This is a genomic window from Mycobacterium cajalii, from assembly GCF_045809005.2.
Lineage (GTDB): Bacteria > Actinomycetota > Actinomycetes > Mycobacteriales > Mycobacteriaceae > Mycobacterium.
This window is the reverse complement of the sequence record NZ_CM141436.1, coordinates 1,860,277-1,883,643: the sequence shown is the minus strand read 5'-3', so window position 1 is coordinate 1,883,643 and position 23,367 is coordinate 1,860,277. Positions and strand designations below refer to the sequence as shown.

General features: G+C 69.5%; 20 protein-coding genes and 2 pseudogenes. 6 read left to right on the top strand and 16 right to left on the bottom strand.

Going from position 1 to position 23,367, the window contains the following annotated elements:
• Nucleotides 1-16 precede the first annotated feature (16 nt).
• The 8 genes from smc to sepIVA all read right to left on the bottom strand — a co-directional run bounded on the left by smc (nt 17) and on the right by sepIVA (nt 9,129).
• Entirely contained in the window at nt 17-3,619 is a 3,603-nt protein-coding gene (gene smc / locus ACJ512_RS09015; protein WP_461480031.1) for a chromosome segregation protein SMC, read from the bottom strand.
• A 214-nt stretch (nt 3,620-3,833) separates the two neighbouring features.
• A complete protein-coding gene (locus ACJ512_RS09010) occupies nt 3,834-4,139 on the bottom strand; it encodes an acylphosphatase (RefSeq protein ID WP_407689743.1) in 306 nt (101 codons plus the stop codon).
• Nucleotides 4,114-4,539 carry an OsmC family protein gene (locus tag ACJ512_RS09005; protein ID WP_407689742.1) on the bottom strand — a complete coding sequence of 142 codons (426 nt, stop codon included), beginning with the start codon at nt 4,537-4,539 and terminating at the stop codon, nt 4,114-4,116. The genes ACJ512_RS09010 and ACJ512_RS09005 overlap by 26 nt, the downstream gene beginning before the upstream one ends.
• A gap of 70 nt (nt 4,540-4,609) precedes the next feature.
• Nucleotides 4,610-5,458 (bottom strand): DNA-formamidopyrimidine glycosylase, encoded by an 849-nt coding sequence (gene mutM / locus ACJ512_RS09000; RefSeq protein ID WP_407689741.1) that lies wholly within the window; start codon nt 5,456-5,458, stop codon nt 4,610-4,612.
• A gap of 55 nt (nt 5,459-5,513) precedes the next feature.
• Nucleotides 5,514-6,782: an IS110 family RNA-guided transposase gene (locus ACJ512_RS08995; RefSeq protein ID WP_461480087.1), complete on the bottom strand. Its 1,269-nt coding sequence runs from the start codon at nt 6,780-6,782 to the stop codon at nt 5,514-5,516.
• 240 nt (nt 6,783-7,022) lie between these two features.
• A complete protein-coding gene (gene rnc / locus ACJ512_RS08990) occupies nt 7,023-7,736 on the bottom strand; it encodes a ribonuclease III (RefSeq protein ID WP_407689714.1) in 714 nt (237 codons plus the stop codon).
• A complete protein-coding gene (locus ACJ512_RS08985) occupies nt 7,733-8,320 on the bottom strand; it encodes a YceD family protein (RefSeq protein ID WP_407689715.1) in 588 nt (195 codons plus the stop codon). The genes rnc and ACJ512_RS08985 overlap by 4 nt, the downstream gene beginning before the upstream one ends.
• A 71-nt stretch (nt 8,321-8,391) precedes the next feature.
• Nucleotides 8,392-9,129, bottom strand: a complete 738-nt coding sequence (gene sepIVA, locus ACJ512_RS08980) for a cell division protein SepIVA (RefSeq protein ID WP_407689717.1) — start codon at nt 9,127-9,129, stop codon at nt 8,392-8,394.
• Nucleotides 9,130-9,510: 381 nt separating this feature from the next.
• On the opposite strand from sepIVA, the gene ACJ512_RS08975 reads away from it, so the two are divergent.
• The 3 genes and pseudogenes from ACJ512_RS08975 to ACJ512_RS08965 all read left to right on the top strand — a co-directional run.
• Nucleotides 9,511-10,644, top strand: coding sequence for a permease (locus ACJ512_RS08975; protein WP_461480107.1), 1,134 nt, complete (start codon nt 9,511-9,513; stop codon nt 10,642-10,644).
• A 106-nt stretch (nt 10,645-10,750) separates the two neighbouring features.
• Nucleotides 10,751-12,112, top strand: coding sequence for an HNH endonuclease signature motif containing protein (locus tag ACJ512_RS08970; RefSeq protein ID WP_461480030.1), 1,362 nt, complete (start codon nt 10,751-10,753; stop codon nt 12,110-12,112).
• 252 nt (nt 12,113-12,364) lie between these two features.
• Nucleotides 12,365-12,760, top strand: a pseudogene (locus tag ACJ512_RS08965) (alpha/beta hydrolase fold domain-containing protein); the annotation flags it as partial.
• A gap of 138 nt (nt 12,761-12,898) precedes the next feature.
• Here ACJ512_RS08965 and ACJ512_RS08960 read toward each other — a convergent pair.
• Complete coding sequence (locus ACJ512_RS08960) at nt 12,899-13,852, bottom strand: amidohydrolase family protein (RefSeq protein ID WP_407685677.1); 954 nt, start codon at nt 13,850-13,852, stop codon at nt 12,899-12,901.
• Nucleotides 13,853-14,043: 191 nt separating this feature from the next.
• Here ACJ512_RS08960 and purU point away from each other — a divergent pair.
• A pseudogene (gene purU / locus ACJ512_RS08955) lies at nt 14,044-14,969 on the top strand (formyltetrahydrofolate deformylase).
• A gap of 10 nt (nt 14,970-14,979) precedes the next feature.
• On the opposite strand, the gene coaD reads toward purU, so the two are convergent.
• From coaD to ACJ512_RS08930, 5 genes are all read right to left on the bottom strand, one after another.
• Nucleotides 14,980-15,465 (bottom strand): pantetheine-phosphate adenylyltransferase, encoded by a 486-nt coding sequence (coaD, locus tag ACJ512_RS08950; protein WP_407685676.1) that lies wholly within the window; start codon nt 15,463-15,465, stop codon nt 14,980-14,982.
• A gap of 77 nt (nt 15,466-15,542) precedes the next feature.
• Entirely contained in the window at nt 15,543-16,097 is a 555-nt protein-coding gene (gene rsmD / locus ACJ512_RS08945; protein WP_407685675.1) for a 16S rRNA (guanine(966)-N(2))-methyltransferase RsmD, read from the bottom strand.
• A gap of 7 nt (nt 16,098-16,104) precedes the next feature.
• Complete coding sequence (locus tag ACJ512_RS08940; protein ID WP_407685674.1) at nt 16,105-16,740, bottom strand: vitamin K epoxide reductase family protein; 636 nt, start codon at nt 16,738-16,740, stop codon at nt 16,105-16,107.
• The gene (locus ACJ512_RS08935; RefSeq protein WP_407685673.1) at nt 16,737-17,501 is read right to left on the bottom strand and encodes a DsbA family protein; all 765 of its coding nucleotides are present in this window, start codon (nt 17,499-17,501) and stop codon (nt 16,737-16,739) included. The genes ACJ512_RS08940 and ACJ512_RS08935 overlap by 4 nt, the downstream gene beginning before the upstream one ends.
• A gap of 89 nt (nt 17,502-17,590) precedes the next feature.
• Nucleotides 17,591-18,709: an alpha/beta hydrolase gene (locus ACJ512_RS08930; protein WP_407685672.1), complete on the bottom strand. Its 1,119-nt coding sequence runs from the start codon at nt 18,707-18,709 to the stop codon at nt 17,591-17,593.
• On the opposite strand from ACJ512_RS08930, the gene ACJ512_RS08925 reads away from it, so the two are divergent.
• Both ACJ512_RS08925 and ACJ512_RS08920 read left to right on the top strand, forming a co-directional pair.
• Nucleotides 18,708-19,553: an aldo/keto reductase gene (locus tag ACJ512_RS08925; RefSeq protein WP_407685671.1), complete on the top strand. Its 846-nt coding sequence runs from the start codon at nt 18,708-18,710 to the stop codon at nt 19,551-19,553. The genes ACJ512_RS08930 and ACJ512_RS08925 overlap by 2 nt on opposite strands.
• A gap of 5 nt (nt 19,554-19,558) precedes the next feature.
• Nucleotides 19,559-20,410 (top strand): aldo/keto reductase, encoded by an 852-nt coding sequence (locus ACJ512_RS08920; RefSeq protein WP_407685670.1) that lies wholly within the window; start codon nt 19,559-19,561, stop codon nt 20,408-20,410.
• Nucleotides 20,411-20,427: 17 nt separating this feature from the next.
• Here the strand turns inward: ACJ512_RS08920 and ACJ512_RS08915 are convergent, their stop codons facing one another.
• Both ACJ512_RS08915 and recG read right to left on the bottom strand, forming a co-directional pair.
• Nucleotides 20,428-21,147, bottom strand: coding sequence for an HNH endonuclease family protein (locus ACJ512_RS08915; RefSeq protein ID WP_407685669.1), 720 nt, complete (start codon nt 21,145-21,147; stop codon nt 20,428-20,430).
• Complete coding sequence (recG, locus tag ACJ512_RS08910) at nt 21,144-23,366, bottom strand: ATP-dependent DNA helicase RecG (RefSeq protein WP_407685668.1); 2,223 nt, start codon at nt 23,364-23,366, stop codon at nt 21,144-21,146. The genes ACJ512_RS08915 and recG overlap by 4 nt, the downstream gene beginning before the upstream one ends.
• Nucleotide 23,367 lies beyond the last annotated feature (1 nt).

The following is a 23,367-nucleotide window of genomic DNA, read 5'->3' as shown; positions in this document are numbered from 1 at the left end:
GAAAAACACCAGCCACCTAGGGGGACGCCGCGGCCAGCTGCTGCACCTGCTGGCCGCGCATGCGCTGCGAGATCACCGCGGTGATCCCGTCGCCCCGCATGGTCACGCCGTAGAGCGCGTCGGCGATCTCCATCGTCGGCTTCTGGTGGGTGATGATGAGCAGCTGAGAGCGCGCCCGCAGCAGCTCGAACAGCGAGAGCAGGCGGCGCAGGTTGGTGTCGTCGAGCGCGGCCTCGACCTCGTCCATGATGTAGAACGGCGACGGGCGGGCCCGGAAGATCGCCACCAGCATCGCCACCGCGGTCAGCGCCTTCTCCCCGCCGGACAGCAGCGAGAGCCGGGTGACCTTCTTGCCCGGCGGACGGGCCTCCACCTCGATGCCGGTGGTGAGCATGTCGTCGGGATTGGTCAACCGCAACCGGCCCTCGCCGCCGGGGAACAGCACCGTGAAGACCTCCCGGAACTCGCGTTCGACGTCGACGAACGCGTCGCTGAACACCTGCAGGATGCGGGCGTCGACGTCGGCGACGACGTCGAGCAGGTCCTTGCGGGCGGCCTTGACGTCCTCGAGCTGGGTGGACAGGAAGTTGTAGCGCTCCTCCAGGGCGGCGAACTCCTCCAGCGCCAGCGGATTGACCCGGCCCAGCTCGGCCAGCTCGCGTTCGGCGCGTTTGGCCCGGCGCTCCTGGGTCGGCCGGTCATACGGCATCGGGGCCGGCGCGACCACCTGCTCGCCGCGCTCGCGGGCCTGCTCGAACTCGGCCATCTCCAGCTCGCTGGGCGGCAGCCCGACGTGCGGACCGTACTCGGCGATCAGGTCGGCCGGGGCCATCCCGAACTGTTCGAGCACCGTCTGCTCGAGCTGCTCGATGCGCAGCGCCGCCTGGGCGTTGGCCACCTCGTCGCGGTGCAGCGAATCGGTGAGCGTGGCCACCCGGGCGCCCAGCGCGTTCGCCTCGTCGCGCACCGCGGCCATCGCCGCCGAGCGCTGCTGCCGCTCGGCCACCAGCGCATCGCGGATGTGCGACGCCGCGCCGACCACCCCGTCCAGGCGCGCGGCCAGCAGCCGCCCGGCATCGGCCACCGCCGCGGCGATGGCGGCGGCCCGCACCCGCGCGGCGCGCGCCTGCTCGGCGCGCACCCGGGCCTCCCGTTCGGCGGCGGCCGCCCGGCGCAGCGAGTCCGCCCGCCCCCGCACCGCGTTGGCCCGCTCCTCGGCGGTGCGCAGCGCCAGCCGGGCCTCCACCTCCACGCCGCGCGCGCTCTCGGCGGCGGCGGCGATCCGCTGCCGATCCGCCGGCTCCTCGGCCTGGACGTGCTGGGTTTCCCGGGCGTTGCGCAGTCGCGTCTCGAGCTCGGTGACCTCTTCGACGGTCTGCGCGCGGCCGGATTCCAGCTCCTCGCGCTGCCGCAGCAGCCTGTTCCACTCCTCCTCGGCCGTCCGGGCGTCCTGCCCGAGCCGGCCTAGCTGCTCGTACATCGCCGAGATGGCGGTGTCGGACTCGTTGAGCGCGGCCAACGCCTGCTCGGCGGAGTCCTGGCGGGCCGCCTGCTCGGTCAGCGCACCCGACAGCGCCGCGCCCAGCTGGGCGACCTGCGCCTCCGCCTCGGCCAGCTCGCTGCCGGCCTTGTCGATTTCGGAGGTGATCTCCAACGTGGACATCTTGCGGTCGGAGCCGCCGTTCACCCAGCCGGCGCCCACCAGGTCGCCGTCGAGGGTCACCGCCCGCAACCGCGGGCGGGCGGCCACCAGCTCGAGCGCCCGGGCCAGGTCGTCGACCACTGCGACGCCGGAGAGCATGGCGGTCAGCGCGCCGCGCAGCCGCGGCGGGGTCTCGACCAGGTCCAGCGCCCACACCGCGCCGCCGGGCAGCTCGCCGGCCCGCGCCGAATCCTCCGGGGCCGGCCAATCCCCCAGCACCAGGGCGGCGCGCCCGCCGTCGGCTTCCTTGAGCGCGGCGACCGCGGACCGGGCCGCCCCGAGGCTCTCGGCGGCCAGTGCGTCGGCCGCCGAGCCGAGCACGGCGGCCACCGCCGCCTCGTAGCCCGAGCGAACCTTGACCATCTTGGCGATGGGCCCCAGCAGCCCCGCCCCGCCGTGGTGCTCGGAGAGCCACGCCGCGCCGTTCTTGCGTTCCAGCCCCACCGACAGCGCGTCGATGCGGGCCCGCAGCGAGGCCACCTGCCGTTCGGCGCCCCGCTCGGCGGCCTGCAGCTCGGCGACGCGCTGGTCGGCCGACCGCAGCGCGGCCACGGTCCGCTCGTGGTGCTCGTCGAGGCCCATCTCGCCCTGGTCGAGCTCGCCGACCCGCCCCTGCACCGTCTCGAACTCGGCCCGGGTCTGCTGCACGCGCGCGGCGGCGTGCTCGATGCGCTCGGACAGCTTCGCGACGCTGTCGTCGATCGACTCGACGCGCGCCCGCATGGTCTCCACCTGCCCGGCCAGCCGGGCCAGGCCCTCGCGCCGGTCCGCCTCGGCGCGGACCGCCGCCAGGTGGGCCCGGTCGGCCTCGGCGGCCTCGCGCTCGCGCTCGGCCAGCTGCGCGCGGGCGGCGTCGAGCCGGGTGCGCGCCGCGGCCAGCTCCGCCTGCAGCTGCCGCTCGGCGGCCTCGACCCGCTGGGCCTCGGCGTCCATGGCGTCGGGGTCCTTGTCGCTGGTCCTGGCCGGCTCGACGTCCAGATGCTGGGCGCGCTCGCTGGCGATGCGCACGGTCGCGGCCACGCGTTCGGCCAGGGCGGACAGCCCGAACCAGGTGTGCTGGACCGACTCGGCGCGGGTCGAGAGCTCGGCCAGCGCGGTCTCGTGCGCGGTCAGCTCGTCGGACGCCACCGCCAGGCGGGCGGCGGCCTCGTCGTGCTCGCGCCGTATCGCGGCCTCGGCCTCCAGGATCGCCTCGCGCTGGGTCTGCCGGCTGACCAGGTCGTCGGCGGCCAGCCGCAGCCGGGCGTCGCGCAGGTCGGCCTGGATGGTCTGGGCCCGCCGGGCCACCTCGGCCTGACGCCCCAGCGGTTTGAGCTGGCGCCGCAGCTCGGTGGTCAGGTCGGTGAGCCGGGCCAGGTTGGCCGACATCGCGTCGAGTTTGCGCAGCGCCTTTTCCTTGCGCTTACGGTGCTTGAGCACGCCGGCGGCTTCCTCGATGAACGCGCGGCGGTCCTCGGGCCGCGACTGCAGGATCTCGTCGAGCTTGCCCTGTCCGACGATGACGTGCATCTCGCGGCCGATCCCGGAGTCGCTCAGCAGCTCCTGGACGTCCATCAGCCGGCAGCCGCTGCCGTTGATCTCGTACTCGCTGGCGCCGTCGCGGAACATCCGCCGGGTGATCGACACCTCGGAGTAGTCGATGGGCAGCGCGTTGTCGGAGTTGTCGATGGTGACGGTGACCTCGGCACGGCCCAGCGGGGCGCGCGAGGAGGTGCCGGCGAAGATGACGTCCTCCATCTTGCCGCCGCGCAGCGTCTTCGCGCCCTGCTCCCCCATCACCCAGGCCAGGGCGTCGACCACGTTGGATTTACCGGAGCCGTTGGGCCCGACGACGGCGGTGATACCCGGCTCGAAGCGCAGAGTCGTCGGCGAAGCGAAGGACTTGAAGCCCTTCAGCGTCAGACTCTTGAGGTACACGGCGTGCCAGACTACCGCTCAATTCGTCGCGTCCGGCCTCCTCGCGGGGGGTGTCGACGGGCCCGAAATCGACCCGTCGGCGCACACGTCACAGGGGTCACAGCCGTCACTGGAAGGGAAGCCGTGCTCCCTGCTGAAATGCGATAGCGCCGGCGATACCAGTTTTGCGATGCAACCATAGGCAGCCGCGACGGTGCCAACGTGACTGGAGTGACTAGCGCTCGACGAACCCGTCGAAACGCTCCCGCGGCTGCGACCAGTCGGCCACGACCTTGTCGACGCGGCCGGGCTGGGGGGGCCAGGACTCGCCGCCGTACAGCAGCTGCAGCAGCCTCTCGACCGCCTCGCGTCGCCCCTGCGCGACCACCAGCACCCGGCCGTCGGGCTGGTTGGCCGCGTAACCGGTCAGGCCCAGCTCCAGCGCCCGGCAGCGCGTCCACCAGCGAAAGCCGACCCCCTGGACTTTCCCGTGCACCCAGGCGGTGAGCCGAACGTCAGGATCCGGCGTCGGATGTGTCACCGGCGACCCCGAAGGTGACCGTGGTGCCCGACTTCAGCGTGCGCCCGACGGTGCAGACCTGATCGATGGCCCGGTTGACCACGAGCAGAAGGCGGTCCCTGTCCTCCCGGGACAGCCCGGACAGGTCCAGCTCGAGGGTCTCCTCGAGCTGGGGATAGCGTTGCTGTTCTCGGTCCGCGGTGCCGGACACCCTGATCACCGCCGCGTAGTCCTCGCCGAGGCGGCGGGCGAGCGGATGGTCGCTGGACATTCCGCTGCACGCGGCAAGCGCGATCTTGAGCAGCTCGCCGGGGGTGAACACGCCCTCCACGTCCTCGGAACCGATAAGGACCCGCGCTCCGCGCGAGCTGTGGCCCGTGTAGCGGCGGGTTCCGGTGCGTTCGACCCAAAGTTCCGTCATGGCTCATTTCTACCGGTGGTTCATGTTTCGCCGAAATCGACGGCTGCGCGAGAAAGCCCGGGAGAGACGCTCAAAGCCGCGGGCGGGGCTGGCATTTCGGGCAGTAGAACGACGAGCGGTTCATGAACTTCTCCCGGCGCATCACCGCGCCGCAGCGCCGGCACGCCTGGCCCGCGCGGCCGTAGGCGTCCAGCGACCGGTCGAAGTACCCCGACTCGCCGTTGACGTTGACGTAGAGCGAATCGAACGAGGTCCCCCCCTTGGCCAGCGCCTCGCGCATCACCTCCGCGGCGGCGTCCAGGACCGCGGCCAGGCGCGCGCGGCTCAGCGTGGCCGCCACGCGCGCGCCGTGCACCTTGGCCCGCCACAGCGCCTCGTCGGCGTAGATGTTGCCGATCCCCGACACCACCTGCTGATCCAGCAGCTGACGCTTGAGCTCGGAGTGCTTGCCCCGCAGCACCCGCAGCACGGCGTCGGCGTCGAAGCGGGGATCCAGCGGGTCACGGGCCAGGTGCGCGACGGGCTCCGGCACCACGCTGCCGTCGACTTCCACCAGGTCGGCGAGCAGCCACCCGCCGAAGGTCCGCTGGTCGACGAAGCTCAGCACGGTCCCGTCGTCGAGCAGCGCGGAGATCCGCACGTGCTCGGCGCGCGGGACGGCGCCCAGCAGCATCTGCCCGCTCATGCCCAGGTGGACGACGAGCGCGGTGTCCGGCCCGAGCAGCAGCCACAGGTACTTGCCGCGGCGATCCGTCCCGGTGATCCGCGCCCCCAGCAGCCGCGAGGTGAGATCGGTGGGCCCGGCTTCGTGGCGGCGCACCGCGCGGGGGTGGTGCACCCGGACCGCCGTGATCGTCCTGTCGACCACGTGGGACTGCAATCCCCGGCGCACCACCTCGACTTCAGGCAGTTCGGGCATCTGTCTCGGTCATCTAATCCGAAAATGGCGGTGAGCTGACTCGATACGGGTGTGGTCAGGCTGCGGGGGTGAGGGTGACGGTGTAGCCGAGTGCTTCGAGTTGGCGGATGTGGTTGCGTTTTTTGACCTCTGGGTTTGTGTGTTTGGTGAAGTGATCGGCGCCGAGATCGGTGAAGTGGGTGTCCTGGTCGGCCAGGAGGTGCCAGACGATGACGAGGATGGAGCGGCCGACGGCGACGATGGCGCGTTTCTTGCCTCGTCGGCGGGCGATGCGCCGGTAGCGTTCGCCCAGGAAGGTGTCGGTGCGCCCGGCCACCACGGCGGCCTCGCCCAGGACCCGCGCCAGGTAGCGATTACCGTGCCCGGTCGAGCCGTTGCCCTTGGTTTTGCCTGCCGAGGAGTTGATCCCCGGTGAGAACTTCGCCCATGAACACAGGTGCCCGGCGGTGGGGAAGCGCGACATGTCGGTGCCGATTTCGGCGAGGATGATCGCGGCGGCGATGGGCCCGATGCCGGGGATTTCATCCAGGCGTGTCGCCGCCGCGGCGAAAGGGGCCAGATAGGCCTCGATTTGTTCGTCGAGGGCGGCGATGTCGGCGTCGATACCGTCGATGCGGTCCAACATCCGCGCCAGCAGGAACCCGTGATGGGCGTCGAAGTGGCCGTTGAACGCGTCCTCGAGCCGGCCGATCTTGGTCCGCATCCGAGACCGCGCCATCTGCGCGAGTACCTTGGGGTCGCGTTCGCCGGAGATCAACGCCGCCATCATCGCGCGCCCGGACACCCCGAAAATATCGGAGGCCACCACCGAGAGCTTGATGCAGGCGTCCTCGAGCAGCTTTTCGACCCGGTTCTTCTCCGCGGTGCGCACCCCGACCAGGTCGATGCGGTAGCGGGTCAGATCCCGCAACCGCCGGATCGGTGGGGGTGGCACAAAGCTGGGCCGCAGCATCTGGCGTTCGGCCACCTTGCACAACCACACCGCATCCAGCACATCGGTCTTGGGTCGGCCCGGGAGATGTTTGACATCGCGGGCGTTGACCAGCCACGGATCCAGCCCGTGGGCTTCCAGCAGGTAGAACACCGGTTTCCAGTAATCCGAGGTGGCTTCCATCACCACCCGCTCGACCCGTAACTCGACCAGTCGGTTGGCCAACTCGATCAGCGAGCCGGTCATCGTCGACTGCGTCGACACCTCCTGCAACCGTTTGCGCGCGCTGTCGGGCGCAGGAACACGCACACAGCACACCAGTTCGGCCTTGCCGATATCCAGGGCCGCGACCCTGGCGATGATCTGTTCGTCATCATGGGACTCCTGCAACACCGCCACTGACCTCCCGTCTCCACACCGATCTATATCTAAGGGTGTGGTCGCCCGTGGAATCGCAAGGCCAACAACAGAATCTAATCCTCGTGCTCGAACAAGCGGCAACAATGAAGGGCCCACAACGCGATCCCAGCACCCGGCTAGACGACGGCCTGCAAGGACCATAGAGCGACGGCGTCGCAAGGCGACCACCACACCATTTTCACCCCGGAACGGGCGACCACAAGGTCAATTTGGCTAGACGGGCGTTTTCCCCGCGGTGTCGAGCGCCTCCAGCGCCTTCCAGGTGGCTGCCGCGGCCTTCTGCTCGGCCTCCTTCTTGGAGCGCCCGATGCCCGAGCCGTATTCGATCTCCATCACGACGACCACCGCGGTGAATTCCTTGTCGTGATCCGGTCCGGTGGAGGTCACCACGTAGGACGGCGCGCCCAGGCCGCGCGCGGCGGTGAGCTCCTGCAGGCTGGTCTTCCAGTCCAGCCCGGCCCCCAGCGTCGGCGCGGCGTCCAGCAGCGCGCCGAACAACCGCAGGATCACGTCGCGTGCCGTGGTGATTCCGTGCTGCAGGTAGATCGCGCCCAGCAGCGATTCCATGCCGTCGGCCAGGATGCTCGACTTGTCGGCCCCGCCGGTGTTCGCCTCGCCGCGGCCCAGCAACAGGTGGATCCCGAGGCCCTCGTCGGACAGCTTGCGCGCGACGTCGGCCAGCGCCTGGGTGTTGACCACGCTGGCGCGCAGTTTGGCCAGGTCACCCTCCGACCGGTCGGGGTGGCGGTGGAACAGCTCGTCGGTCACGGTCAGGCCCAGAACGGCGTCCCCGAGGAACTCGAGACGCTCGTTGGTCGGCAGGCCGCCGTGTTCGTAGGCGTAGCTGCGGTGCGTCAGCGCCAGCTCGAGCAGCTCGTCGGGCAGGTCGACACCGAGCGCGTCGAGCAGATCTCGCCGCGAGGTCAACGCTCACCCCCCGCGGCCTCCGGCCCGGGCGGCAACATCTCGGTCAGCTTGGCCCACCGCGGGTCGATGCGGTCGTGGAAGTGGCCCGGCTCGGCGGCCAGCGAGACGCCGCATTCGGGGCACAACCCGGGGCAGTCGGGCCGGCACACCGGCGAGAAGGGCAGCTCCAGCCCGACGGCGTCGATGACGGACTGCTCGAGGTCGACGGTGTCGTCGACGATGTGGCCGACCTCGTCTTCCTCGGTGGTCGCCTCGGTCGTGCTGCCCGGGTAGGCGAACAGCTCGGTCAGGACCACCTGGATGCGTCCGTCGACGGCGCCCAGGCAGCGGGAACACTCGCCGGAGGTGGGCGCGGTGACCGTTCCGCTCACCAACACCCCTTCGGACACCGACTCGAGCCGCAGATCCAGTTCCAGCGGCGCGCCCCGCTCGATCGCGATCATGTCCAGCCCGATGCGCAACGGGCTGGGCACCGTTTCACGCACGGTGACCATCGCTCCCGGGCGTCGGCCGAGCGGTGTGATGTCCAGCGTCATCGGCGAACCCGGACGGCGGTGCGCCTTGGTGCTGTGCTGCCGCGTCATAGGGGAAATCCTACGGCGCCGGTCGTATAGCGCCAGGCTGAACCGGCGTTTGCCGCGGTGAGCCGGTTCGGCTAGCGCGTGGCGTAGTCGTGGGTGCCCGCCGCCGTCCGCAGTTGGTGGCGACCGCGGCCCACCGACCGCAGCGTGCCGTTGAGGAATTCCTCGAACTCCGCGAGTTTGCTGTCGACGTAGACGTCGCACTCGCCCCGGAGCCGGTCGGCCTCGGCGTGGGCGGTGTCGATGAGCCGGGCGGACTCGGCCTTGGCCGCCTGCACCACCTCGTTCTGGGAGACCAGGCGCTGCTGTTCCTTGATACCCTCCTGCACGGCCTTCTCGTAGGAGAGGTTGCCGTTCTCGAGCAGCCGGTCGCATTCGGCCTGGGCCCGGCTGGTGCTGGCCTCGTACTCGCGCTTGGCGGCCGTGGCAATGCGCATCGCCTCCTCGCGGGCCTCGCCGACCATCCGTTCGCTGTGCTGGCGGGCCTCGCTCACCATCCGGTCGGCCTGCGCTTTCGCGTCGGACAGGAGCCGGTCGGCCTCGGCGCGGGCGTGGTTGAGCATCGAGTCGGACTCGGTGGTCGCCGAGCTCACCATGGATTCGGCGTGGTCCTTGGCCTCCTGCAGCATCGAGTCACGCGCGTCGAGGACGTCCTGGGCGTCGTCCAGTTCGCCGGGGATCGCGTCCTTGATGTCGTCGACCAGTTCGAGCACGTCGCCGCGGGGCACCACACAGCCGGCCGTCATCGGCACGCCACGGGCTTCTTCGACAATGGCGGCCAGTTCGTCCAGCGCTTCAAAGACTCGGTACACGGCCATACCCTCCTGGGCGTCTCGCCAAAAAACTCTGTTGTTACCAGTGTGCCTGCTGTTACGTCTGTGGCAGTGGTGGCGACGCCGGTGTGTCGGGCACTTGCCCGGCGGAGAACGGGGAGAATTTCCGGAGGAATTCGCCCGTTCGCGCCTTTGTCGCGTTTTGTCGCTGTTTTTGTCGCGGCTTTTTGTCGCGCAGACAGCAATTCTAGAGAGCGCGCCGCCCGGGGCGGGTCCCAAAATTGGGGTCGATCCTCCGCACCAGGCTTGGCATATACCCCACCGGGGTATAAATTGGTCGGCACGGGCGGCGTCAACCGGGCGGAGGAACTCGTGACAGTGCTAGCAGCGATCGGCCACGCCCTGACCCTCGCCGGCACGATGACGTGGGAGATCCTGTGGGCGCTGATCCTCGGCTTCACCCTGTCCGCGGTGGTGCAGGCCGTGGTGCGCCGCTCGACGGTGGTTGCCCTCCTCGGCGACGACCGGCCCCGCACCCTGGCGCTGGCGGCGGGCCTGGGCGCGGCCTCGTCGTCGTGCTCGTATGCGGCCGTGGCCCTGGCCCGGTCGCTGTTCCGCAAGGGCGCCAACTTCACCGCGGCGATGGCATTCGAGATCGGCTCCACCAATCTGGTCGTGGAGTTGGGCATCATCCTGGCGCTGCTGATGGGGTGGCAGTTCACCGCCGCGGAGTTCGTCGGCGGGCCGCTGATGATCGTCGCGCTGGCCGTGCTGTTCCGGTTGTTCGTGCGCTCGCGGCTCGTCGACGCCGCCCGCGCGCAGGCCGAGCGGGGACTCGCCGGGTCGATGGAAGGCCATGCCGCGATGGACATGTCGATCCAGGGCGAGGGTTCGTTCCGGCGGCGGCTCCTGTCCCGCCAAGGCTTCACGTCCGTGTCGCACGTGTTCGTCATGGAGTGGTCGGCGATCCTGCGCGACCTGGTAGTGGGACTGCTGATCGCGGGGGCTATCGGAGCCTGGGTGCCCGAAAGCTTCTGGCAGGGCTTCTTTTTGGCTGACCACCCGGGCTGGGCGGCACTGTGGGGGCCGATCGTCGGACCGATCGTGGCGATCGCGTCGTTCGTCTGCTCGATCGGCAATGTGCCGCTCGCCGCGGTGCTGTGGAACGGCGGCATCAGCTTCGGGGGCATCGTCGCGTTCATCTACGCCGACCTGCTGATCGTGCCGATCTTGCACATCTACCGCAAGTACTACGGCACCAGGATGATGCTGATGCTGCTGGCCACCTTCTACGCCGCGATGGTCTTCGCCGGCTACCTGGTCGAATTGCTCTTCGGCACAGCGCATCTCATCCCGGCACAGCGCAGTGCGGTGGTGCTGCACGCGGGGATCTCGTGGAACTACACCACCTGGCTCAACATCGCGTTCCTCGTCGTTGCGGTGGCGCTGGTCGCCCGGTTCGTCGCGTCGGGGGGTATGCCGATGCTGCGCATGATGGGCGGCTCGCCCGACGCCGAACACGACCACCACGATCACAGTCGGCATCAGCACTGACGCAGCGCGCGACCACGCCTTCTCGGCGTGAAATAACTTGTGTCACTTTGGTTTCTGTGGTCACATTCCGGGGTTTCTTGTCGGTGGGTGCCGATAGTTTCGCGGTGTGAGTGTTGACCGGGAGGCGTTGGGTGCGGCGTTCGACGCGCTCGACGCCGACCTGGACACGCTGCTGGGGTTCGACTGCGAGGCGTTGACCACCCCGGAGTTACTGGCCTGGCTGGGCCGGGTGGAAAAGGTGCGCCGGCGCCTGCCCGCCCTCGAGCATGCGGTGATCAACACCCTGGCCCACCAAGCCACCCCGCAAGAGTTGGGCGGCAAACTCTCCCACGCCCTCGCCGAGGCCACCCTGATCTCGCGTGCTGCAGCCAACCGGCGGGTGCGCGAAGCCGCCGACCTGGGCCCCCGCCACGGGCTGACGGGGGAACCCCTACCCCCGGTGCTGGCCCAGACCGCTTTGCGTCAGCGCCAGGGCAGCCTGGGTTCCGAACACGTCACCGTGATCCGCCACTTCTGCCACCAGCTGCCCGGCTGGGTCGACCAACCCACCCGCGAGCGCGCCGAAGCCGACCTGGCCCGCCACGGCACCCACATCCGCCCCGAACAACTCAGCACACTGGCCGAGCAACTCGACAACGCCCTCAACCCCGACGGCAACTACACCGACACCGACCGGGCACGCCGGCGCGGGCTGATCCTGGGCGCCCAGGGCCCCGACAAGATGTCGCACCTGAGCGGCTGGATCACCCCCGAACTGCGCGCCACCCTCGAAGCGGCGTGGGCCAAACTCGCCGCGCCGGGCATGTGCAACAACCTCGACGACAACCCCTGCATCGACGGCACCCCCACCCAGGACGCCATCGACAAAGATGCCCGCGGCCCCGCCCAACGCCAACACGACGGCCTGCTCGCCGCGCTGCGCGCGATGCTGGCCTCCGGGGAATTGGGCAAGCACAACGGGCTGCCCGCCTCGATCATCGCCACCACCACCCTGGCCGAACTCGAAGCCGCCGCCGGACAAGCTCTCACCGGCGGGGGCACGATCTTGCCGATGAGCGATGTCATCCGCCTGGCCCGCCACTCCCGTCACTACCTGGCGATCTTCGACCAAGGCAAAACCCTGGCCCTCTACCACACGAAGCGGTTGGCCTCACCCGCGCAGCGAATCGTGTTGTACGCCAAGGACCGCGGCTGCAGCGCCCCGGGCTGCACCGTGGGCGGCTACTACTGCGAAGTCCACCACGTCATCCCCTACGCGAAATCCGGCACCACCGGCATCGACGACCTCACCTTCGGCTGCGGCGGCCACCACCCCATCACCGAAAAAGGCTGGACCACCCGCAAAAACGCCAACGGCGACACCGAATGGATCCCGCCCAAACACCTCGAGCGCGGCCAACCCCGCACCAACACCTACTGGCACCCCGAAAAACTCCTGCGCCACGAAGACGACGACGACGAACCGTAGGCGCTCGGCCATCACGGCTGCGGGAGACGGACGTCCAGCACCGCCCTGAGCGCCGCGCCCCTGCCGCCCCTCCTGTCGGCCGTGCCGACCTCGTCGTCATAGGTCGTCGTCATGGGCAGGTAACCACCGGCCCCGGGTTGATCCTCGGCGACCGTTTCCGGTGGGCCGCGGCACCTCCCCACCCGGCCGGCGTCCACCCCGTCGGGCGCGCTGGTCTAACTGCACGGCACGCTCGACGATTTCGAAGTTCCGGTGCGGTGGCTGTTCGGGCGCGCCGCCGAGCAGGGTGTCGACGCGGGGAAAATCGCTCTGGGCGCGGACTCGGCGAGCGGCAATATGACCTGCGTGCTGACCCTGAAGCTGCGCGACAAGAGCGGACCCCGCCCCGCCCTGCAGGTGCTGCTGTTCCCGGAGACCGCGTTCCCGCCCGAGACCCCCGCGGCCAGCGAGAACTGCACCGGGCTGTACGTGGAGACCAACGGCATCTTCGGGTTCATGCGCAACCTCTTGCGCGACGGCGGCGACGCGCGCGACCCCTACATCACCCCGATGAACGCCCCGAACCACGCCGGCCTGCCGCCGGCGATCCTGGTCACCAACGGCTTCGACCCGTTACGGGACGTCCGGCACGGCTACGCGAGGAAACTCGCCGCGGCCGCAAACGAACTGACCTACATCCATCATCCCGATCTCATCCACGGGTTCCCGCAGTTCAGCCGGTCTTCGAAGGCGGCGCACCGGGCGACCCTGGAGTGGCCGACCGGATCGGGGCGGCCATCGGATGAGTCAGATCCGCAAGATGCGTTCGGCATTGCCGTGGGCGATCTTCTCGCGGTCGGCCACGCTCAGCGTGGTGTGCTCGAACCCCTCGACGGCCGCCTGCGACGACTCATAGGGATAGTCGACGGAGAACATGATGGCGTCCGCCCCGACCTCGAGCACGGCGCCGGTGAGCGTCGCCGGGGAGAAGACGCCGCTGGTGGTGAACACGATATTGGTGCCCAGGTAGGCAGACGGGGGGCGCTGCAGCCGGTAGTCGGGGGTGGTGGTCGCATACCGCGAGTCCAGCCGGCTGCGCTGGAACGGCAGGAACTCGCCCATATGGCCCAGGATCAGCGTCGCGGACGGGTGGCGGTCGAACACGCCGCCACACAAGATCCGCAGCGCGTGCCCGGACACCTCGGCCGCCCAACTCCACATGGCGCCATAGAGTTCCGGGTGGCCGTTCAGCACGTGCCAGTGATCGACCGGCGGGGCGCCGGGGTGCAGGTAGAGCGGAACGGCCAGGGATTCCAGCGCTTCCCACAGCGGTTCGAAGACCGGCTCGTCGAGATAGCGACCACCCAGATGGTCGTTGACCAACGCGCCGCAGAACCCCAGCTCGCCTATGCAGCGCTCCAATTCGGCGACCGCCGCCCCGGGATCCTGCAGGGGTAGCGCGGCGAAACCGCGGAATCGGGTCGGGTGCCGGGACACCACATCGGCCAGGAAGTCGTTTGCGCGCCGGGCGTTGTCGCGCGCAGTGGCGGCGTCGAGGTCGGCCTGCAAACCTGGAACGGTCAGCGACAGCACCTGGATGTCGATGCCTGCGGCGTCCATCTCCGGGAGCCGGTACTGGGTGAAGTCGGGCAGCTTGCGCAGCCATTCCTCGGCGTACGGCGTTGCGCGAGAGGACAACCCGGACATGGGATCGGCGATCCCGGGGATCGAGAAGGCCTCTTCCAGGGCGATGTATCCCACCGGGTCTCTCCTTCTGCGCGCGGCGCAACTCGAGTTCGTGGTGTAACCACCGTGTCATCGGCGTACTGGCGGGCGGCCCGCCACACGTTACCGCGGATAACGTCCGAACGGCCGGCGCCGGGCGGTATCGTGACGTGCAAAGTTTGCCCTCCCGATCCCCGTATCGGACCCATCGGGAAAGTGAAGTCATGATGGCGCACTCCGCGGCGCCCAAGCCGAGCGGGGCGGACAGCTTCCCGCAACGCCCGGCCGTTGCACCGCCGCCGACGGACATCGGCCGGCCACTCCTTCGCTGTCACGATCGCCCGGGGCTGATCGCCGCGGTGAGCACCTTCCTGACCAAAATGGGTGCCAACGTCATCTCCCTGGATCAGCACTCCACGGCACCGGAGGACGGAACGTTTCTGCAGCGCGCGATCTTTCATCTATCCGGCCTGACCTCCGCCATCGACGAACTGGAGCGCGAGTTCGCCGCCACGGTCGCCGACAAGTTCGACATCGACTACCGGTTCACCGAGGCCGCCAAGCCGAAGCGGGTCGCGATCATGGCGTCCAAGGACGACCACTGCCTCTTGGACCTGTTGTGGCGCAACCGTCGGGGCGAACTCCAGATGTCGGTGGCGATGGTGGTCGCCAACCACCCCGACCTCGCCGAGCGGGTACGCCCCTTCGCGGTGCCGTTCGTCCACGTCCCCGCCACCCGGGACACCCGCGCCGACGCCGAGAAACGACAGCTTCAGTTGCTCAGCGGCAATGCGGATCTCGGGTGCTGGCGCGCTACATGCAGATACTGAGTCCGCACTTTCTCGACGCGGTCGGCTACCCACCGATCAACATCCGTCATTCGTTCCTCCCCGCCTTCGTCGGCGCAGCCCCCTACAAGCGCGCACGAGAACGCGGGGTCAAGCTGGTCGGGGCGACCGCGCACTACGTCACCGAGGTGCTCGACGAGGGGCCGATCATCGAACAGGATGTCGTGCGCGTCAACCACACCCACACCGTCGGCGATCTGGTTCGCGTCGGTGCCGACGTGGAACGCGCAGTTCTCTCGCGTGCCGTGCTCTGGCATTGCCAGGACCGGGTGATCGTGCACGGCAACCAGACCATCGTCTCCTGAAGCGGCGCCTCTATCGCGGGCTGCCGGAGAGCTTGCCGCGCATGCGGCGGTTCACCGGTTCGGGCAACAGCCGGGACACGTCACCGCCCAGCGTCGCGACCTCTTTGGCCAGCGACGACGACACGAACGAATACTCGGGCGCGGTCGCCACGAAAAAGGTGTCGACACCGGCGATGTGCTTGTTCATCTGCGCCATCTGCAGCTCGTATTCGAAGTCGGTGTCGGTGCGCAGCCCCTTGACGATGGCCGTCATCCCGCGGGCCGTGACGAAGTCGACCACCAGGCCCTCTCCGGCCTCCACCCGCAGGTTGGGCAGGTGCGTCGTCGACTCCTCGATCATGGCGATCCGCTCGTCGAGATCGAACATGCCCTGCTTGGCCGGGTTGGTCAGGATCGCGACGACCACCTCGTCGAACTGGCCCGCGGCCCGCTCGAAAACGTCGATGTGGCCCAACGTCACCGGGTCGAACGACCCGGGGCACACCGCGCCCGTCACAGGCCGCGCCGCCGACGATGCGGATCCGGGCGATGGGGAACAGCGGCGTCCATGACGCATGACGGTACACGTCCGCCTCAGCCCACCTCGGCCATCTCCAGTCGGGTGTCGCCGTAGCCGCGCGGCGGCCACGGCCGCCAGCCGGCCGGCCAGGTCAGCGGCGCGCCGTTCGCCGCGCGCTCTACCACGACGACGGTTCCCTCGTGCACCCAACCGTGGTCGAACAAAGCGGTCAGCACGGCCTCGACCTCCGCGGCGTCGACGTCATACGGGGGGTCGGCCAGCACCAGGTCGACCGGAGCCGCCGGCCCGCTCGCCAGGACCGCCGCCACCGGCCCCCGGCGCAGCGTCGCGCCGGGCAGGCCGAGGGTGTCGATGTTGCGCGCGAGGACGGCGGCGGCGCGCTGATCGGACTCCACGAACAGCGCGGAACCCGCACCGCGCGACAGCGCCTCGAGCCCGAGCGCCCCCGAACCGGCGTAGAGGTCCAGCACGGCCAGGCCGGTCAGGTCCCGTCGCGCGGCCAGGATGTTGAACAGCGATTCGCGCACCCGGTCGGTGGTCGGCCGGGTTCCCCGCGGGGGCACGGCGATGCGCCGCCCCCCGACGACACCTCCGATGATCCGGGTCACCGGGCACCTACAGCAGCGTCGACCAATAGTCCCAGAACCGGACCATGATGAGCAGGAACACGGCGGTCAACCAGAGCACGGCGAGCGACCAGCGCCAGTGGTGGAGCAGCCGCGTCGCGGCCCCCGCCTGCCCGAGCTCCGGGCGAACCGCGACCGATGCCAACACGACCAGCAGCGAGACGGTCACCACCCAGACCACCATGCAGTACGGGCACAACGCCCCGATGCGATACAGGCTCTGGAAGATCAACCAGTGCACGAACGCCACGCCGCCCAGGATCCCCACCGTCAGACCGGTCCAATACCATTGCGGCAATGCTACTTTCGCCAACGCCAGGACACCGGTGACGATGACCACGGTGAAACCCACGATTCCGAGCAGCGTGTTGGGCACCCCCATGATCGACGCCTCCGGCGTGACCATCACCGATCCGCACGCCAGGACCGGGTTGAGGTTGCACGAGGGCACGTACGACGAATTGCCCAGCAGGTGGATCTTCTCCACCGTCAGGGTCAGTGAGGCCACCAACCCGATCGCACCGCCCAGCAGCATCCACCACGCACTGGGTGCCGGAACACGCTCCCGCGGAAGCGAATCCGCGCCCACCGGTGCGACGGGTTCGGCTGCCACCGGGGCCGTCACGAAGCCGCAGGCGTGACCGCGGTGTCGATGCCCGGCACGTCGCCGACGATGGTCTTGATCTTGGCGACCAGCGCGTCGGGTGTCGACGGGTCGTAGTCGTCGCCGTTGATCTTGATGGTCGGGGTCGCGTTGATGTGCGCGGCCGCCGCCTCGCCGGTCACCTTGGACAGGTACTTGCCGCTGTTGATGCACTCCGGCACCTTGCCCACCACGCCGGATTCCCGGGCGATCTCGATCAACCTGGCGTTGTCGGGAAAGCTGCTGCCGCGTTCGCTGGGCTGGATGTCGCTGCTGAACAGCGCGGCGTGGAAACGGCGGAACGCGCTGATGGACTCGTCGGCGACGCACAGGGCCGCCGCGCCGGCCCGCGACGAGTAGTCCTGGTTCCGCGGGCTGTCCAGGATCGACACCATGGAGTAGTCGGCCTCGATGGCCCCGATGTCGATCAACTTGGACACCGTCGGCCCGAAGGTGCGCTCGAAGTTGCCACAGGCCGGGCACAGAAAGTCCTCGTAGAACGTGACCGTCGCCTTGGGATTGCCGGTGCCGGGCTGGGTGACCAACTTGCTCGACGTCACCCGCACCGTGTCGCCCGAACCGGCGTTGCCGTCCTTTTTGTGATGCGACGTGACGATGTAGGCGACGAGGGCGACCGCGAAGATCACCACGACCGCGGTGCCGCCGATCTGGATGAGGCGGCCGGATTTGCCGCCGCCGGAAGACATGTCGAATCGAGGGGGACGTTTGGGGTTGTCGGCCACGGGTTCCCTGATCTTTCGGTGCGTGGGTCTTTCGCTGTGTGTTGTCCCGACCACGGTCGGGCGACGGCGCCTCTAGACTACCGGGCGCCTCACGCGCGGCTCAGGTGAGCGCGCAGCGCCGAAACCAATTCGCTGGTCGCGGCCGCGCTACCGCCTCCCAGCGGGAACAGGTTGGCGAAGCCGTGGGTCAGCGAACCCATCGACCGCAGGTCCACCGGGGTGCCAGCCGCCCGCAGCGCCGCCGCGTAGCTCTCCCCCTCGTCGCGCAACGGGTCGAAACCCGCGACCGCGATCAGCGCCGGCGCCAGACCGGACAGCGACTCGGCCAGCAGCGGCGACACCCGCGGATCCGCCGGGTCGACGCCGGAATCCCTCAGGTACTGGGCGTGGAACCAGTCCATGTCGCGCTTGGTGAGCAAGAACCCGCGGGCGAACAGGCTCAGCGACCGGGTCCGCGCGGTGAAGTCGGTCCGCGGGTAGATCAGCCATTGCAGCACCGGGGTGGGCCCGGCGTCGCCGCGGGCCAGCTGGCACACCACCGCGGCCAGGTTGCCGCCCGCGCTGTCCCCGCCCACCGCGACGCGCCCGGGCGTCGCACCGAGTTCGGCGGCGTGCTGGTGGGCCCACACGAAGGCCGCATAGGCGTCCTCGATCGCCGCCGGGGCGGCGTGCTCGGGCGCCAGCCGGTAGTCCACGGACAACACGTGGATGCCCGCGTCGCGGCAGGTCAACCGGCACAGCATGTCGTGGGTGTCCAGGTCGCCGAGCACCCAGCCCCCGCCGTGGTAGAAGACCAGCAGAGGTGCGGGGCCGCCGGCCGCCGGGCGGTAGTGCCGCGCCGGAATCGCACCGGCCGGCCCGGGCAGCGAGAGGTCTTCGACCTCGACGTGGATCTGCGGCCCGGGAAACCCGACGGTCATCTCGTGCATCTGGGCCCGGGATGCCGCCGGATCGTCGTCCACGACCAGGCCGTCGACGCCGACTGCGCGCAGACCCGACAGCATGAGCTGCAGCGTGGGGTCCAGCGTGTTGCCGTCGATGATGACCGAACGACCGCCGAACAGCACCCGCTTGGCCGGGTCCGGTATCCACGGGATGAGCTTGACGCCGACGGTGGTGACCGCGCCCTGCAGCCGAGCGGGCAGGCGCATCGACACGCGCCTCGCTCCGGACTGGAGCTCCTGCGCGCCTGGCACACTCTTAGACATGGGCCGCTCCCTCGAGAAGAACTGCGTCACGCTCAACGACGGTAATGCGATCCCCGTCGTCGGGCTCGGGGTGTTCAAGGTCCCGCCGGCGGAGGCCGAGCAGGCGGTCAGCGCCGCGCTGCGGGCCGGTTACCGGCACATCGACACCGCCGCGGCCTACCGCAACGAACGGGAAACCGGGCGGGCGGTTGCCGGGTCCGGCGTGCCGCGCGACCAACTTTACGTGGTGACCAAACTGTGGAACGCCGACCAGGGTTACGACAGCACGCTGGCCGCGTTCGACGCCAGCATGGACCGGCTGGGGCTCGACTATCTCGACCTTTACCTGATCCACTGGCCGCTGCCCGCGCAGAACACGTTCGTGGACACCTTCAAGGCGTTCGCCCACCTGCGCGACCAGGGCCGGATCCGCTCGATCGGGGTCAGCAACTTCGAACCCGAGCACCTCACGGTCCTCATCGACGCCACCGGCATCGTCCCGGCGGTCAACCAGATCGAGCTGCATCCCCGGTTCCCCCAGCGCGAGCTGCGGGAGGCGCACGCGCAGCGCGGCATCGCGACGGAGGCGTGGGCGCCCCTGGGCCAGGGAGAATTGCTGAGGAACCCGACGGTGGTGGCGGTCGCGGAAAGTTGTGGACGAACCGCGGCGCAGGTGTTGATTCGCTGGCACATCCAGCTGGGTAATATCGTGATCCCCAAGTCGGTGAACCCCTCACGGATAGCGAGTAACTTCGACGTGTTCGATTTCGAACTCAGCGCCGACCAGATGGCGCGGATCTCTTCGCTCGAGGATGGAACGCGGCTTGGGCCGGACCCACGAACCTTCAATTTCACAGGTAGGTGAATGACGTGACTGGCGACTCGGGCGCCGCCGTACCCTCGATAGCTCTCAACGACGAGAACACCATGCCGGTTCTCGGCCTGGGCGTCGCGGAGCTGTCGGACGACGACGCCGAACGCGCGGTGTCGTCGGCGCTGGAGATCGGCTGCCGGTTGATCGACACCGCCGCCGCCTACGGCAACGAGGCCGGCGTGGGCCGCGCGATCGCGGCCTCCGGCATTCCGCGCGCGGAGCTTTTCGTCACCACCAAGCTGGCCACCGCCGACCAGGGTTTCAGCAGCTCCCAGCACGCCTGCACCGCCAGCTTGGAGCGACTCGGCCTGGACTACGTGGACCTCTACCTGGTTCACTGGCCGGCCCCGTCGGTGGGCAAATACGTGGACTCCTTCGGCGGCCTGATCCAGTGCCGCGGCGAGGGCCACGCCCGCTCCATCGGTGTCTGCAACTTCACCGAGGACCACCTGTCGACCGTCATCGACCTGTGTTTCGTCACCCCGGCCATCAACCAGATCGAGCTGCATCCGCTGCTCAACCAGGACGAGCTGCGCAAGGTGAACGCGCAGCACAACGTGGTGACGCAGTCCTACACGCCGCTGGCGCTGGGCAAGCTGATGGACAACCCGACGGTGACCTCGATCGCCGGCGAGTACGGCAAGACGCCCGCGCAGGTGCTGCTGCGGTGGAACCTGCAGCTGGGTAACGCCGTGGTGTTCCGCTCGGCCCGGGCCGAGCACATCGCGGGCGACTTCGACGTCTTCGACTTCGAACTGGCCTCCTCGCACATGGACGCGATCAACGGCCTGCACGACGGCACCCGGCTGCGCCCGGACCCGGACACCTTCGACGGCACGGGCTCCTGACCCGAGGCGCCCCTGCCTCAGCCCGCCGGGCAGGTGGCCGCGGCCTGCCGCAGGACGCCGGCGGAAGGTTCGTCGACCGGTAGCCGGTAGCCGCGCAGCACGGCGATGAACTGCATGGCGTACTGGCAGTCGAACGCGGTGTTCGGCGGCATCCAGCGCGCCGGCGGGGAGTCGCCCTTGTCCTGGTTGGCCTGCCCGTCGACGGCCAGCAGGTTGGCCGGGTCGTTGGCGAAGCGCAACCGCTCGCCGGGCGGCCAGGCGTAGGCCCCCATGTCCCACGCGTAGGCCAGCGGGACGATGTGGTCGATCTGCACCGATTCACCGGTGTGCGCGCCGCGCTGGAACGCGACGGTCTTGTCGGTGTACGGGTCGTGCAGGGTTCCGGTGGCCACCGCGTCCGGGCATCGCTTGATCGACACGTAGGTCTTGTCGACGAGGTCGCGGTTGAGGATGTCGTCGCGGGTGTCGCACCCGTTGTGCCCGAGCGGGGCGTCGTTGTCGTCGTCCCACGCGTCGCCGAACGCCGCCCTGCGGTAGTCGTAGCGGTGCAGCCGCCGCGGCAGCACCGCGATGCCGGCGAGCACGTCGGTGCCGGGCGCCACGGTGGGCACGTCGGCGCGCGCGGCCACCTCGGCGCGCTCGGCCGCCTTCGAGTCCAGCGTCTGGTAGGCGACCACCAGGGCGAGCACCGCGATCGCCGACAACCACAACAGCATCTTGTGGTTGGCGCCCCTCATGACTTGTCCAGGTATTCGATGCGGTCGGTGTCGGTGAACGAGGCCGCCAGCAATTCCAGTCCGGCGTCCCCGGGGTCCTGCTCGTAGGACCGGGCACAGAACTCGCGCGCCGCCTCGATGACCTCGCGGTGCTCGGCCAGGGAAAGCAGGCGCAGATTGATCGCGCGCCCGGACTGGTTGCGGCCCAACACATCTCCCTCCCGACGCTCCTTGAGGTCGAGGTCGGCGAGGACGAAGCCGTCCAGGGTGCCCGCGACGGCGGTGAGCCGCTGGCCGGCCCGCGATCCCGGCGGCACCCAGCTGGCCAGCAGGCACAGGCTGGGGTGCTCGCCGCGGCCGATGCGCCCCCGCAACTGGTGCAGCTGGCTGATCCCGAACCGGTCGGCGTCCATCACCAGCATCACGGTGGCGTTGGGCACGTCGACGCCCACCTCGATGACGGTGGTGCACACCAGGACGTCGATCTCGCGCGCACGGAAGGCCGCCATCACGGCGTCCTTCTCGTCGGCCGGCAGCCGTCCGTGCATCAGGCCCAGCCGCAGGCCGGCCAGCTCATGGGAACGCAACCGCGCGAACAGCCCCTCGGCGGTCGCCGACGGGCGGGCGTCCTGCTCCTCTTTGCCGTCACTCTCGTCGATCCGCGGCGCCACCACGTAGGCCTGGCGCCCCGCGGCGACCTCCTCGCCGATGCGCTGCCAGGCGCGCTCCAGCCACGCGGGCTTGTCCTTGACGAAGATCGCGTTGGTGGTGATCGGCCGGCGTCCCCGCGGAAGTTCGCGCAGCGTCGAGGTTTCCAGGTCGCCGTAGACGGTCAGCGCGACGGTCCGCGGGATCGGCGTGGCCGTCATCACCAGAAGGTGCGGCGTGATCCCGGGAGCGGCCTTGGCGCGCAACTGGTCTCGCTGCTCGACTCCGAACCGGTGCTGCTCGTCGACCACCACCATGCCCAGGTTGTGGAACTCCACCGCGTCCTGCAGCAGCGCGTGGGTGCCGATGACGATCCCGGCCTCGCCGGACGCGACTTCGGCGCGGACGTGCTTCTTCTGGGCCGCCGTCATCGATCCGCTCAGCAACGCCACCCTGGTGGCGTCATCCATACCACCCAGCTGGCCCGCCATGCCCAACGGACCCAGGACGTCGCGGATCGATCGGAGATGTTGGGCGGCAAGGACTTCCGTCGGCGCCAGCAGCGCGCACTGGTAGCCGGCGTCGACCAGCTGCAGCATCGCCAGCACGGCGACGATCGTCTTTCCCGAGCCCACCTCGCCCTGCAGCAGCCGATTCATCGGCCGGGTGGCCGACAGCTCCCGCGCGATCACGTCGAGCACGTCGCGCTGACCCGCAGTCAGATCGAATGGCAACCGCCGCAACAGTTCTGATGCCAAGCCAGCGTCCCGCACCGGCGCCGGTGGCCCCGATTCGGACAGCTTGCCGTGCCGGCGGCCGAGCAACCCCCACTGCAGGCCGACGGCCTCGTCGAAGGTCAGGCGTTCGCGCGCCCGCCGGCGCTCCGGCTCGCTCTCGGCCAGGTGGATGTCGCGCAGCGCGCGGTCCTGCGAGACCAGGCCGTACTCGGCGAGCAGCGCCGCCGGCAGCGGGTCGTCGACCGGGTCGAGGACGTCGAGCACCTGACTCACGCAGCGGAAGATGTCCCAGCTCTGCACCTTGGTGGTTGCCGGGTAGATCGGGAAGAAGGCCCGCTCGAACGCCGACATCTGCACCTCGCCGGCGGTGGCCTGCGAGGCGATGGCGATGTTCTTCAGCGAGTTCGTGCCGCGGTTCTTGCCGTCCGGTGCGTCGAGGATGAGAAACGCCGGGTGCGTGAGCTGCATGACGTTCTTGTAGAACCCGACCTCCCCCGACAGCATCACCTTGGTGCCCTTGGTGAGGTCCTTCATCAGGTAGTTCGCGTTGAAGAACGTCGCGGTCACCTTGTTGCGGCCGGAGCCGAGCGTGATGCGCAGACACTTCTTCTTCGGGGTCTTGCGCATCGGGAACGACTCGGCCTCGGCGATCGTGTCGACGATCGTGATGTGCTCACCGGCCTCCGGGCGTTGCTGACCGTCCCCGTCGGCGCCCCAGCGGGTCGCGCCCTCGGTGTAGCTGCGCGGATAGTGGCGCAGCAGGTCGTTGACGGTGCGGATGCCGAAGGCCTCTTCGAGCGGGTCGGCGGCCTTGGCGCCAAGGACGAAGGTCAGCGGTTCGCCGAGTGACGCCACG